This is a genomic window from Streptomyces sp. ATexAB-D23, from assembly GCF_000373645.1.
Taxonomy (GTDB): Bacteria; Actinomycetota; Actinomycetes; order Streptomycetales; family Streptomycetaceae; genus Streptomyces; species Streptomyces castrisilvae.
In genome coordinates this window covers 83296-98068 of sequence record NZ_KB892020.1, presented here as the reverse complement: position 1 = coordinate 98068, position 14773 = coordinate 83296, and the positions used below count along the sequence as shown (strand labels likewise).

Annotated in this window: 4 protein-coding genes; all 4 read right to left on the bottom strand. The window is 65.2% G+C overall.

All coding sequences use genetic code 11. The annotated features are described in order from the left end of the window. Window positions 1-29 precede the first annotated feature (29 nt). The 4 genes from B082_RS0119280 to B082_RS0119260 all read right to left on the bottom strand — a co-directional run bounded on the left by B082_RS0119280 (window position 30) and on the right by B082_RS0119260 (window position 14222). Window positions 30-1247, bottom strand: a complete 1218-nt coding sequence (locus B082_RS0119280; RefSeq protein WP_026249656.1) for an IS256 family transposase — start codon at window positions 1245-1247, stop codon at window positions 30-32. Window positions 1248-2246: 999 nt separating this feature from the next. Then, a complete protein-coding gene (locus B082_RS38090; RefSeq protein ID WP_078622602.1) occupies window positions 2247-3011 on the bottom strand; it encodes a barstar family protein in 765 nt (254 codons plus the stop codon). 67 nt (window positions 3012-3078) lie between these two features. Continuing rightward, entirely contained in the window at window positions 3079-9912 is a 6834-nt protein-coding gene (locus B082_RS36300; RefSeq protein ID WP_018553455.1) for a polymorphic toxin-type HINT domain-containing protein, read from the bottom strand. A gap of 140 nt (window positions 9913-10052) precedes the next feature. Further along, window positions 10053-14222, bottom strand: a complete 4170-nt coding sequence (locus B082_RS0119260; RefSeq protein ID WP_086023929.1) for a LamG domain-containing protein — start codon at window positions 14220-14222, stop codon at window positions 10053-10055. Between the last annotated feature and the right edge of the window lie 551 nt (window positions 14223-14773).

Sequence of the window (14773 nt, the reverse complement as noted above, 5' to 3'; positions counted from 1 at the left end):
GGTCATGTCCCATCTCGTGGTGTAGCTGATCAGTTGGTGCTTTCTGGGAGGGCCTGGGTGTTGTCCGGATAGAGGCTGTCCATGCTCTCGGTGGAAAGGTAGCGGCGGGGGAACGCGATCCACTCGTCGTGGAGTTCGGCGAGGACGGCGGTGGCGAGCCGGGCGACAGCGCCGGTGTTCGGGAAGACCTGGACGACGTCGGAGCGTCGTTTGATCTCCCGGTTCAGCCGTTCGAGTGGGTTGGTCGACTGGATCTTCTTCCAGTGTTGATGGGGAAAGTCCGCGAAGGCGGTCAGGTCCTCCTTCGAGGACAGCAGCATCTCTTTGACCTTGGGGAACTGTGCGCCGAGCATGTCTGCGACGGTGTCGAGGTGGGTCCGGACCGTTTCGGCGGTGGGCTGGGCGAAGAGCGTGCGGATCGTCGCGGCGACCATCTCCGCGGCTCCTTTGGGGATCACGGAGAAGACGTTGCGGACGAAGTGCACCCGGCAGCGTTGCCAGGCGGCGCCGAGCATGACCTTGCGGATGGCCTTGACCAGGCCGCTGTGGCTGTCGGAGATGACCAGGCGGACGCCACTGAGACCGCGGTCGCGCAACGAGCACAGGAACGTGGCCCAGAAGGCTTCGGTCTCGCTGTCGCCGACCATGACGCCCAGGACCTCGCGGCCGCCGTCCTGGGTGACACCGGTGGCGATGACCACGGCCTGGGAGACGATTCGGTGGTCCACCCGGGCTTTGACGCAGGTCGCGTCGAGGTAGACGTAGGGGAAGCGGGTGTGGTCCAGGGGCCGGGTGCGGAACACTTCGAGCTGTTCGTCGAGATCGCCGCAGATCCGGGAGACCTCGCTCTTGGATATGCCGGTGTCCGAGCCGAGCGCCTTGACCAGGTCATCGACGTTGCGGGTGGAGACACCGTGAACGTAAGCCTCCATGATCACAGCGTAGAGGGCCTGGTCGATACGACGCCGGCGCTCGAGCAGGCTGGGGAAAAAGCTCCCGGCCCGCAGTTTCGGGATCGCCAGCTCCAGATCCCCGGCCTGCGTGGTCACCGTCTTGTCCCGGTGCCCGTTGCGGTAGCCGGTCCGGGTGGAGGCATGCTCGTTCCACTCCGCCCCGATCTGCGCGGTGGCCTCGGCCTCGATCAGCTCCTGCAACAGCCGCTCGGCGACTTCGCGCACGAGTTCAAGACCGTCCGCCGAACGTAGTGACTCCAGCAGGCGAAGTAGGTCATGCTGTGACAAGGCCACCGTGTACCCCCTTGGGTCGAACTGCCCGTTCACCAAGGACAGTTACACGGTCGCCGACCTCGTTCTCAGGGAGTACACAGAGGCAGTCGACGCACCCGCCGGCTCACAACGGGCGCACATCCCCCACCAAGATCCGCTACACCACTCCACGGGACACCATCTCCCAACCGCGTGTGGTCGACGAGGCGAGCCGCTACCTGCCTGACGTCTCCGGCCTCGCGACGTAGCCTCGGGCCCGACCGCGCATCCAAGTTTCTCCGGCTGACCACTTCGCCACGCAGCGGAGGACCCACATCGCGCCGTCGCAGGTCCTCTGTCGCAGACAGACGCCGTGTCACGTGCTGAGCATGCACCGCCCAGCTCGTGGGAGGCGGTTCCCCATGAGCCCAGGATCCGCCGGTTCGCGCCCCGATGGATCCCGGCTGAGTATCAGTGGAACCGGTCATCCTCGGCCTGGGCAAGAAGAAGCTCAGCAAGCTCACTGCCAAGGTCCACACCTGGCTCAACCAGCCCCGCACACCTGCCAGTGCTGCACCCGCGGCCTCGATGCGCGGCGCGACCAGTCCCGCTGGTGCGCAATCGGCCAGTGCTGCGAGAAGGGGCTGTCGCCACTGACTGTGACGTACATCCACGGGCTCCGCCACATCCGCGTTCACGACCTGTGCCACTCAACGGCCACCCTGCTCCTGGAGCAAGGCGTCGACCTTGTAGTGATCAAGGTGCTTCTGCGACTCGTTGCGCCACGCCCACATCGGCGTCACCGCCACCGTCTATGCCCATGTCCGGCTCCGCCTCCAACGCGACGCCATCGACCTCCTCGGCCACGCGCTCCGCAACCCCACCGAGACCGCCGAGAAACCCGAGACAGCGACGAACCACCCCTCGCCGGAGCCACCGTCCGCTGACGTTGCCGTCGGCTGCTGCCGTCACCCCATCCAGACGCCCCGCCAGACGTCACCCGATGGGGCGTCATATTTGCTCGCGCGCACGCCTTCAAAGTCAGCAAGTGGCGAGATCTACGCGGAATTCGCGCATTAGTCCCACAATCGAATCCAGGAAGGCGTGATCAAGAGATTCTTGAGATGCCTGAAAGTTCCGCCAAACAATCCTGTCCGGAGGACCCTCGCCGAAACTCGAAGAAATACAGTCCGCGAGAGCATCGAGATTTGAGCCAAAGTACCCACCCGGCCCGTTGACCGCCTCACCCAATGCACAGTAGAACCCCGACTTCGTGGAAATCTGCCCACCGTCCAAGTGGACAACCTCCTCCACTCCATAGCTAGCAGCCCTACGGTTCGACGCAAACCAGGAATTCTGAACGACGTGCAGCCATGCACTCTGATAGTTCACCGGCCACCGAACCCATTCACCCTTCTCCAGAGCGATCCCTGACGCCCAACGCGGCCAAATCCTCTCAGCTTCGGGATACTCGCAGCGATTACCAAAAACCCGATAGGCGACTCTCGGAATATTTCCGCCTGGCCCCTCTACGTCCGTGTCGCCGAGTACAACCCGGCCAATGAAGTACTCACCAATCTTCTCCCGTTGACGATTCATGACCGCCATCACTACATCTTCGACTCTCCGCCTACCCTTCTCGACCTCATGGGCCTTCAGGAAGGCCACTTCCTGCAACTCTTCTTCCGGGTCGACAAAAAAACCCTCTACTCCTTCAGCCGCAACAAGAACCCCTCCGGACTCTTCATCCGATACCACGTACAGCGGAAAATCCACCCTTCCCGCTATCGACAGTTCGCCAGCCATGCCTAATCCTTAACCGGAACTGGTGCAGCGACAATCAAGTCGCTGCACCAGTTAACCAATAGAGCTACTAATTCCACCCCGAGTCAGGGAAATGGGGTGCACTGAAGCGTTGAATCTTCGTGTAATGCGTGGACGTCCACCCATACACCTTGACGCCGTTCGGAAGTTCCTTTTCCAGAATTCTGTCAGTTTCCGGCCTGCCAGGCACTCGATACTCCTTGGAACCTGCCCACCACGGGTGTTCAAGTCCCCCGTACGTGTCGTGCGAAGGAATCCGCCCTGCCTTCACGTCGTCGTAGGCTGAAGCGATCTTATTATTCATCCCCCTAGGCAGGGGATCCGACAGCTTCCCATTGGGGCAGTTGCTGTTGTGAACCAAGACCGACGTCTGCCCGGCGAGTACATAGTACGTGTGGATGCGCTCGACGGTGAGATCGTACGTTTCTTGCTTCTTGGCGTAGTGCTGGGTTTCGACCACGGTGGCGCTTCCGCCGCGCGCCGTGCGCAGAGTTTCGCCTGGTTGCAGATCGCCGGCGTCCACCCACCTCTCCTGATCGGGTGACCAGAAGGGGTGCGTGTCGGTGGCAATGATGATCTCTTCGCCGTGAGCGGTTTGGATCGTCAGTGCCGTGAAGTGCTTGTCATCCTTGGTGTGGATGGTCGCCGTGACTCGCTTGCTCCGAGTTTCTCCGGTCTCGGGGTCCGTTGCGAGTACTTCGTCGCCTTCGCCTACGTCCTCAATGTTCTTGGCCTTTCCGTCGGCCAGAAGCACTTTGGTGCCGGGTACGAAGCTGTGTAGGCACTTGGCTACGTCTGAACCGTCTTCGATTCCCTCCTCAGTTCGCTTAGCGCGCTTGGCGAGCTTAGCGAGCTTGAGTAGCTTCAGGGCCTTCAAGATCGGAATATCCGTAAGTGACCAGGCGCAGCCGCTGACGGACCCGTTGCTACAAGCGATTTCAGAGTCGACATCGGGCAGCAGCACCGCTCCGATCACAGGACCGACATGTCGCGTGTAGAAGTTGTCCGGCAGCTGCCTTTCTATCGGCGTGAAAGAGGCTTCATGCTTTGCTGAAACCCCTGCAGCCTTGGCCCGTCCCGACAAGGAGTACGAGACAACCCAACCAGACAAACCGCCGCGGGCAACCCTCTGCCTGTGTCGGTAGCTCCATCCGCCGTAGTAGTCGAGGAACCAACCGCTTCCGACCTTGTCTTCTCTGTAGGCCCCGGGCAGCCGGGGATCTGCCTCTCTCTCGTCGTTGTACGACGCACCTCCGACAGGGCCGTCGGGGCGCAGGCCGCTGGGGTCGGAGAGAGTTGTGGGGTTGTTGTTGGCGTAGGTATAGCCGTTCATCTGCTGGGAGTCGGTCAGGTCGAGGACCGGGTCGACTGAGATGAAGCGGCCGAGGTCGGCGTCGTATTCGCGGGCGCCGAGGTGGGTGAGGCCGGTGGATTTGGTGTCGTCGGTGCCGCCGACAAATCCCTTGGTACCGGGCCAGGCTGTCGGTGTGGTGCCGCGCTCTCCGCCGAAGGGGAGCGTGCGGCGCTGTGTGAGGGCGAGGCTGGATGCCTGGATGGACAGTTCGCCGGTGCCGTGGTGGTCGGCGACAGTGAAGGCGAAGGTGCCGTCGTCGCTGCGGATGGCCGTCTGGCCGCCGCCGAGGTCGAAGTACCGGATGGCCTTTGCCTTGGTGGCGCCGGTGGGGAGGGTGAGTTCGGTGTTCCCCAGGTACAGCGTGGTCTCGGTCGGGGTTCGGCCTATGAGGCGGTTACCGGAGGCGTCGTAGAGGTAGCTGGTGGTCTTGCCGCTCTTGGTGACGCCGGCCAGGTGGCCCTCGGCGTCCCAGGTGAGCGACTGGCCGGGGCGGGTGATCGTGTTCCCGCTGGAGTCGTAGGTGTAGGTGTCGGTGGTGGAGCCGGCGGGCCCAGTGGTGGTCCGGGACGTCAGGCTGTGGGCCTGGGCTGTGCCGGGCGTGGGGTAGGTGTAGGTGTCCTTCAGGTCCTTGGCGGTGTCACCTGTTACGTCGTGCCGTGTCTGTGTGGCGCGGTTGCCGGACTTGTCGTAGGTGAAACTGTGCCAGTACGGGGCCGGGCCTCCGACCTGGGATGCCGCAGGTGCGGCTGCGCAGGTTGTCGTCGGCTGTGCCCAGGCTTCAGTCAGTCGGCCGAGGTAGTCGTAGGTGAGGCACTGGTTGTCCGTGCCGGTCCGGGACGTGTCCGAGATCGAACGGACGTTGCCGGCCTCGTCGTAGTGGTACGTGGCGTAGCGGTCGACTCCGGGCTGGTCCTGGCGGTCGACGCGAGAGGTGGCCAGCCGCTGAGTGCCCCACTCGTAGGTGTTGGTGACCTGCGTGATCTTGCCGCCGGAGGTGAGGCTCATCTGGTACTGGAGCGGCTTGCCGGTGAGGCTGTAGCTGACGCTGGACGTCATGCCCTCGCCGTAGACCGTGGCCGGGCGGAGTGTCGCGTTGTCGTAGGTGTAGTTGGCGGAACCGCCCGGCAGGGAGCCGGCTGCGGAGTAGCTCACGCCTGCGGTGAGGCCGGAGGGAAGGAAGGTGGTTCCGGTCTGGTAGGTGCCCTGGAGGGCGCCCTCAGCAGCGGGAATGATGACTGCGGCCCGGATGGGGCGGTAGAGCTTGTCGTAGGCGGTGACCTTCGAGGTGTACGCCTGGCCGTCCACGTACCGGGTGGATTCGGCGAGCTGCCCCTTGGCACCTGTGACCGTGTCGTAGACCTGCTTGGTCCGCAGGGTTCCGGTGGCGGACTTCTCGCGTACCTCGGTCTGACGGCCGAGGTCGTCGTAGAGGTACGCCAGTCCGGGGACATCGGTGCGCGAGCCCTTGGTGAATATCACCTGGCCGCGGTCGTCGTAGGTGGTGTCCGTGGTCCCCTGGTCGGGGTCGGTCGTTGAGATCTGCCGGCCGGGCTGGTCGTATGCGTACGTCCAGTGGTTTCCGGCGGGATCGGTGACCTTGTCCAGTTCGTTACGCGGTGTGTAGTGGTAGGTCGTGCTGTCGTAAGCGGCATCAGCGGAACGGCTGTGCAGCTGACGCAGCTCAGTGATGTTGCCGCGGGCATCGCTCAGCACCGTGGTGGCCGTACCACCGACCGGGGGGATCGTCGTGGTGCGGTCGCCGCCGTAGATGGTCTTGGTGGTGCTGAGGATTTGGCCGCCGTCGCCGTTGCCGGCCATCTGCTGCGTCTGTACAGCGCGGTTCATCCCGTCGAACGTGACGCGCGTCTGAGTCTCGACGGACAGCGCGTCGTCCGGTTTGAAGAGCTGGGTACTCGGTGCGTCCGCGACGTAGTAGGGGGCGAACGCCTTCGCAGCGAGGCCACGTTCGTCGTAGAAGGTGTCTGCGATAATGCTGCCGCCGTCGGGCCCGGAGGCCTGGGTCTGGCGCTCTCTCAGGAATCCGTCGAGCAGTTGGTAGGACGTGATCTGTCCACCGGTGTTGTTGAGCGACTTCGTCGCGATCACAACCGGCTTGTTCTCAACGATCGTGTAGACGTACTCCTGGGTGGGAGTCTGCGTGTTGCGGCGATCAGCAGCCCAGATCTTGGTGGTGCGTCCCAGTGCGTCGTGCGCGTACTCGGTGACGTTGTTGTTCGTGTCGGTCTGCTTGGCAACGACCCCCCGTGCCGGATCGATGTCCGTGGTGGTGACCTGGGCCGTCGTTGCGTCGGACGCCTTGGCAGGCGGCGTGGTCACCTTCGTCTGCGTGGGGAAGCCGGTCGTGGGGGTGTAGGCGGTCGTGGTGATGCGGCCGTCGCTACGTGCGGTGCGGACAGGGGCTTCGTCGCCGGTGACCGTAACGTTGGCGGTCAGGTCGGTCGCGGTCAGCTGGCGGCCGTAGATGTCGAATGTGGCTCCGGCTTCGAGGTACGTCGCCTTCGTGCCGTCGTGGCTCTTCAGCGCTGCCGTGGCTGTTGCGTCGCCCTTTTTGGGCGCCACACCGTAGTCGGCCTTGTCGTAGGCCGAGCGGACATCGGTCAGTACATCCTTGGAACGGTCCACGGGCGCGCTGCAGGACTTCGCGACGGTCTCGACCCGTGTCGGGAGACTGAGGATCGTTGCCGTCGGGTCCTCCGCGAAGGTGGTGCGGGTGCACTGGTCGTCCGCCGCCGTCGAATCGTCACCGAAGTCGTCGCTTTCGATGACTCGGCCGGCGACAAGGTCCTGCTTGAAGGAGGTCGACGTCGTGCGCCACTTCTTGCCTGCGCCCTGGTCCAGGGATGTCCAGGTCCTGGTGGAAGCGGTGCCGTTGAAGTTGGAGGTGACGGTCCCCCAGTCTCTGACCTTCTTCCCCGTCTGGTGGAACCATGGCCGGCTGACGGTCTTGCTCAGAACGTTGCCGCCGGGTTTGTCGAAGGCGACAGTCTTGTAGCCGAACCCAGCGGAAGCGGCATCGTCCGCTATCGCGTCGCCTTCGCCGTCTTCGAGCGCCACGGAGACACTCTTCGTGCCGCCGGTGGAGTTCTTCCGGTCGCCATTCATGCCGCGCAGAAAGTATGAGTCACTCTGCGTCTTCATCTGGTCGGAGCCGCCCTGGCCACCGGTCAGGACACGGACGTGACCGTAGCCGCGCCACTGCGACCAGGTCTTCTCCTTCTCCTTGGTCAGGCCGTCGTCATCGTCGTAGTGCCAGGCGGCGTGACCGATGTAGTCGTACTGGGTGACTTGGTCCGGCGCCTTCCCCGTACGGTCTGTCTGGGTGACGGACGTCGTGACGTATTTGTTGAACCAGTTCAGTTCGGCCGGCTCCGAGTCACTGCCACCGAGGTATTGCGGGAAGCACCTCGTGGTGTTCGTCTCGGGTGTCGGCAGCGCGTCCCAGCTGCATTCCGCCTTCGAGTAGTTCGCGTCGATCTGACCGCCGAACTCGTCGGCAACGGTCGAAAGCCGGTCCTTGACGAACGGGGCGTAGCCGTCGCCGGTCTTGTCGAGCCGGTTTTCCAGCTGGGTGTAGTCGAATGTGGTCTTCGGGAGCGTGATGGCCGGGGTCGCCGATTCACCGGTGTGCTGGATGCTGTCCAGCAGGAGCTGGTAGTCGACGTCCGCGGTGCCCCAGTGGTGGTCGAGCTTCCAGGAGTCGACCTTGTCGTAGGTGCCAGCGGTGTTGCGAACCTGGGTGGTGATGCCGGTGAGCCGCTTGCGGGTCCAGAAGGAGGGGGAGAGCCGGCCGTTGTCGCAGCTGGTGCCGGCCTTGCAGTTGAGGTCCCAGGGGGTGTCGTACCAGTAGGCGGACTTGGAGTCGATCGTGTCGGTCGCGCAGGTCACGCCGGTCTGGGGCAGGCAGCGTTCCTTGTTGTCGAAGACGACCTGGGCCAGCGGCGGGGCGTAGTAGGCGCCCGCCCTCAGGCCGTAGTTGATCTTGTCGAGGTACCCGCCACGGACGTATGTGGTGTCGTCGCCGGCCTTGAGGTTGCGGCCGTAGGAGTTCTGTTCCTTGCCGTAGTGATAGGTGATGGCGTTGCCGTGGGCGTCGACGACGACGTCGAGGTTCCACCGCCAAGCCTGCTGGCACCAGGATTCCGCGAACGTGGCGCCGTGACACTTCTCGCCGGTGTCGTTCCCGTAGACCGGAACCGTCCAGGCCGAGTTCGTGTCCTCGTCGCCTTCCTTCCAGTCGCTGGGCCGGTTGAGGCCGAAGTAGTACTTCGTACCGTCCGGGGTGGTCACACGCCAGTACTCGCCATCGTTGTCACCGTTATTGAGAGCGGTGTTGTAGCTGCGGGCGATCTTCGTGCCGTCGTCGTTCTTGAGCTTGAAGGTGTTGGTGCCGGTCTGGACGAGTTCGCCGCTCGCGCCGTTGAACGAGATGTAGGCGTTGTCGTAGGCCCAGCACAGGTCGCCCGGCTTGTTGCCGTCGGCGTTCTTCACGCCGTCGTCCGCGCACGGCTTGTAGCGGCGCTCGATGGAGCCGGGCCACAGGTCGAAGCCGTCGCCGGCCCACGAGCCCTGGTTGTTCGTCCCTCCGGTGCGCCCGTCGATGGCACCCGACGAGTAGGAGAGGCCGACGCTCGGCTTCAGCCCGCCCGGTACTTCCGGGGTCTGAAAGTCGTAGGACCAGGTGAAGTCACCGGTGTTGAGGCTGGTGGCCCAGGTGGAGGAAGGCGAGAGGGAGGTGGCCTTGTAGTCGCCCTTGTCCCCGTCCGCGGCTGCTGTGGCCGCCAGAACCGTCGGTGCGCCGGCCTGGAGAGACATGGCACTGGCGGTCAGCGTTTGCTGGTCCGTGTCGTTGACTGCCGCGACCGGCTGCGCCTTGCGGCACTTGTCCTGCTCGGGCGTCGTCAGCGCACAGGCCGGCAGTTCGACCAGGTGCATGCGCGAGGCGTAGGAGCCGCCGAAGGACTGCGCGAAGGAGGAGTAGTCGACGGAGACGTCGACCGGTGCCTTGCCCTTGGCGGAGGAGCCCGCGGCCTTCGGGGCGAGAGTGAAGAGCAGCCCCTTGACCCCCGCGCGCTTGGCGTGCTGGGAGTCGAATACGCGTGAGGTGACGCCGTCGAGCGCCAGGCTTGCGCCAGCTGGACTGCTCTGCGCCGCGTTCTTGCCCGCCGCGGTGCTCGTGGCCCGCGCGATCCCGATGGGCTGCCCCTTCGGCGAGGCGAACCGGTTCGCGCCCTTGGCTTCCGGGACCGGGAGCGAGGTGGTGACCTCGGTCGCCTTCGGCAGCGTGTTGTGCGGGGCTGTTGTCGGGACGCGGGGCCCCTTGTGCTGCGCCCGCGGTTTGACCTTCGTGTCCTTGGTGCCCGCGACAGGCTTCTCCGATGCGGGCAGACCGGGCAGGCCCGCCGCAGCGGCGGCAGGGGTTGCTACACCCTGCAGCAGACTGCCTATGAGGACTGTGGACAGTGCGAGTGAGGTTCTGCGGAGCAGTCTTGCCCCGGGACTGGCTTTCATACGTGACGTGTCCATCACTGTCGGGCGTCTGACCACTCAGGTGGGCCGGACGCGGGAAATCGGGTGGGAATCGCGCAGAGGTAACTGCGTGTGTCGGGTGGGCGGACCGTTGAGAGGTCCGCCCACCCGGTGCTTGTGGATCAGCCTTGGTTGCCGCTGGGGACGTCGGTGGGGATGTCGAAGAATGACACCGCCAGCTGCTGTACCTGGCTGTCGTTCAGTGCGCCCTGGAAGGCCCACACGTCGTCGATGACGCCGGGGAAGTACTGGCCGAAGGCGTCCGCCGTCTTGGCGCGGCCGACCTGCAGGGTGCCTCCCGCCTCGAACGCCAGGACGTTGTCGGCCCAGGCGATCAGGTCCTGGCAGGAGGTGTCGTCCGCGTCGCCGTTGCCGTCGGCGTCCGTGCAGGCGGTCTCCTGCAGCACGCCGTTGACGTACAGGCGGGCTTCCTTGGCGAACCCGTCATAGACCAGGGCCAGGTGGTTCCATTCCCGCGCGTCGTAGAACTCGGTGTTCGCGACGCTGTCGGTGCCGGCGCCGGCCAAGTCGTCGGCGCGGATGTCCACGCTGTAGCTGCCCATCCCGTCCGGGTTCGCGGCGTCCGGGGTGAAGTGCAGGTCGAAGGCGCTGGTGTGGGTTCCTGCGGCGGAGACGACGCTCGCGTTCTGGGTGGGCAGCGCGGCTGCCTGAGCCCATGCGGTGACGGTGAAGCTGGTGGAGGTGTCCAGTGGCTGGCTGTTGGCGGTGGCGTAGTCGTCCACGCCGTCCAGTTGCAGGCCGTTGAAGTCGATCCAGCCCATGCCCTGCTGGGCGTGCCCACCCAGGGTCATCGTGTTGGCGTTGTCGGAAGAGTCCGGGCTGGTGGCCGGGGATCCAGTAGTGACGGTCTCGAAGTTCCAGCGGGCCTTGACCAGCGGGCGCTGGCGGAACATCTGCGTCACCTCCTCGGCGGAGACGGGCCGGTCCATCACCCGGACGTCGTCGATGGTGCCGGGGAAGTAGGAGCCCATGGCTCCGCTGTAGTTGGACGCGCCGATGTACATCGACTGGTTCGCGTAGAAGGCTCCCTCCAACGTCGTGGTGCCGGCCTTGGCCCCGTTCACGTACAGGGTGAGGGTGTTGGCCACGGTGTCGTGCACACCGACCAGGTGCACCCACTCCCCCACCCGGGCAGTGGTGCCGTCGGGCTGTATCGCGCGGACCGGGTTGGCGTCCGCGCTGTCGCTGGAGTACTGGTTGAATGCCCACCGGTCGTAGGCGGCCGAGTAGTACAGCTCGAAGCCAGGAGCCACCTGGCCGGCCTGAGCGGTGATCACCGCGGCGCCGGTCGGCTTCTTGTCGAGCTTGGCCCAGGCCGAGACGGTGAAGCTGCGCTCGGTGTTGACGTGCGGTCCGCTGGTCTGGCCGATCTTCGCGTAGCCGTTGGTGCCGTTGAACTTGGCTGCCTTGCCCGCGATGCCCTCCACGCCGGTGGTGACCGTACCGTTGTACTTGGCGGGCAGGACCCCACCGTGTCCGGCCAGTTCGGTGGCATCGGCTGCGTCGTCCATGCCGAAGACGGCGATGGCGGGACGGCCGGGGTCGCCCACGCTCTGCTTGGCCTTCAGCTTGTCGACCTCGTCCTGGGCGAGCGGCTTGTCGAAGATCTGAAGTTCATCGATGGTGCCCGGGAACAGGGCGCTCGGGGTGCCGGTGAAGTTCTTACCACCCACCAGCAGGCCGCGCCGCGCGATCCACGGCGTGTCGTAGGGCACCGTCTCAGCCAGCACACCGTCCACGAACAGCTGCAACTGGTGGACAGAGGCCGAGTTCGAGTAGGAGCCGACCAGATGGGTCCAGGTACCGGCCTTCACCTTGCCGGTGTCACCCTGGTCGGCGCGCGCCAGGCCGGCGGAGGCGTCGTCGGACTTGTACTGGTTGAACGACCAGCCGTACGTGGTGGAGTAGTACAGCTCCATGCCGGGCGCATTGTTACCCGGGATCAGGGCCACATCCGCGGTCGCGGTCGGGATCTTGTCCAGCTTCACCCACGCCGAGACCGCGAACCCCCTGCTGGTGTCGACGGGCGACAGGTCGGTAGAGGCATAGGCGTCGGTGCCGTTGAACTGCACCCCTGTGCCGTCCACCCCCGCCACGCCCGGGGTTGCGCCGCCGTGCAGGGCCAGCGTGCGCGCGGGCGTGGAGCCCTTGGCCTCGCTCGCGCCCGCGGCCTCGTCCAGCTGCCACGTAGCCCGGGCCGGCTGACCCGCCTTCACCCGGAACTGATAGGTCCGGATCTCACTGCCATTGCCGGCCGCGTCGAAGGCCTGCGCCGTCACGAAGTTCACGCCTGGCTGGGACGGCAGCACCTGAGCGACCTTGGCGGCCCCGCCCGAGGTCGTGATCTTGTTCTTGGAGGACGGGTCCGTGTTGATGCCGTACCAGTACGACGTTACGTCCGTGCTGGCGGAGTCGATCGTGAACGACCCGTACTGTCCCACTCCGTCGTACCAGGGGTCATCCGGGTCGTCCGGATTGGACTCCGGGTACTGGCCCGAGGCCACGGTCGGCGCCTTGGGCACCGCCGTGTCGTAAATGAAGTAGCAGGCCTGCGGATCACCGGCGTACGACCACGGTGAGTACTGCGCGCCGTCGTAGACGCGGGCATACCAGTTGACCGTCTTGTTGGCCGGGATCGACGAAGGCAAGCTGATCGTGAAGCCGGAACCAGACTTCTTGGCACTGGTCCTGGCCGGGCTCCACGAACCCCCGTCCCAGCTCGCCTGGAACTGCACGGAGACGTTGTCGCCGTCCGGATCCGTCACATTGTTCGCGGTGATCTTGCCGAGGGTACGCACCCGCGCGGGCTTCGACGCGGGCTTGCAGGCACCGCCATACTCCATCGTCAGCTGCGAGGACTTCAACTGCGCCGGCGGGCGGTTGTACTTCACCCGCAGAAACGCCTTGTCCGAGAACCGCTTCCACCCATAGCCGTCGCTCTCGCTGCCCGCCCGCAGGCCGAAAGTCATCGTGGAGTCGTGCGCGTTCGCCGCGGACTGCACAGCCGACTTCACGCTGAACTCGGCGTCCTTGGCCGAGCAGCCGTTGTAGCCGTACGCGAACGAGTCGGAGGCCAGACGCTTGACCCAGAACCCCGACGCATTCTGCGAGTTCCACGTCGTCGCCGACGAGATGCCCTTGGTCTCCCACAGCTCCACCGAACGTGCCGAGCAGGACGCCGACCAGGTGTTGTGCACCACGAACTCGGCCGACAGGATCGACTTGCCCGCGAACGTCGACACCGGGATGCGGTAGAAAAGCCGCTTGGTGTCATTGGGCTGGCAATACGACCAGTTGCAGTAGCCCATACCGGCGTCCGAGTCACCGTTGAACTTCCACTGCGGCGACGACGCCCAGTACTTCGACGCCATCGTCCACGCCGACGCACGCGGCGAGGACCACTGCGGGTCGATGAACACCGGGTAGATGGTGTCCGCGCCCTTGAGCACCTCGGTGTCCGGGGTCAGAACCAGCTCGTCCTGACCCGCGGGAACTGACACGTCGACAGGTGCGAGCCTGCCCGATTCGGCTGCTCCGGGCTCCGCGCCCTCACTACCGGGGGCTGCGAGGGGGGTGACGGATGTCGTGTCGGCTGTCGAGGAGGCAGACTGCGCGTCTCCCGGGCTCGAGTCCCACATCATGGGCTGGGGTGCTTCGAAGACCGTGCCCTTCGCGCCCATGTCCACGGCCTCGAGCCCGCCTGCTGCGGTCTCCTTGACGTCCAGGCCCTCAGAGGCGAGCTTCAGCCGCATTTCCGCCAGGTCCGAACTCGCCGCGGCCTCGGCGGTCTTCACCACCAGCAGCTGCGTGAAGCCGTCCTCCTGGGCGCCCATCCTCAGATCCACGCCGGGCAGGATCTCGGGGTAGGTGGCCGTGGCCCCGTTCAGTTCCGGGGCCGGCAAGGGCTTGGGCCAAGACAGGCTCAGCGTGCGGCCCGCACGCTCCATCCGGACCAGCGGCGCCTTGTCCCCGCCGCCGGAGAACTGCAGGCCGACCGTTGCAGCCTTGGGGGCGACCGTCCCATTGGGAGCCGCCTCCAGGTCCGTGTCGACGTGCTTCCACTGACCGCTCTCCCGGGTCCACACCGGACGCAGGTACTCCCGCGCCTCAAGATCCCCCTGCGGAGTCGCGAAGACCTCGCTGCTCTCCCGGCGCTGCGACAGCACCTCGACCGGCTGACCGGTCTTCTTCGCCTTCGCCAGCGCTTCCAGATCCGTTGACGCCGCCGTTTCCTCGTCCTGCCCGGCCGAGGACACGACATCCGGTGTCATTGCTTGCGCATCAGCGACGGGCGTCAGCACGCCACATGTCAGTGCCGCCCCCAGCAACGCTCCAACAGCTCTGCCGCCGACCCGCCTTCGAGCCCACACTCTCTCCATACCCCACCCACAAGTTGCTCACAGTTGCTCCAGGTAACCAACGGCAACGAGGCAGGGCCGGTCAACGCGACAAAGCAGGCGCACCGGAAGAAAGTTTCCACTTACCAAGTGACTTCAGGCACAGTCGAGAATGGTTGTGCAAGCAGGGGAAAAATTCTCGCAACTTCTTGATCACCTGGAGGGCGTTACACCCCTGGAGCGATTGCACGCTCGCCTCATGTCGCATGCATGGCGAGATCGCAGGCATGAAACGGATGCCGTACGCGACCGACTTGCCGACGAGCAGTGGACATTGATCGGGCCACTGGTCACCACGTGGAAGCCGGGGCGGGTGGCGCCTCGCAGGCGATCGGCGGGGCGGAGACTTCGCCGTTGCTTTCCTAGGGGTCCTAGGTTAAACCTAGAGGTCCTAGGTTTCAGGGCCGTGCCGGGCTTTCGATGCC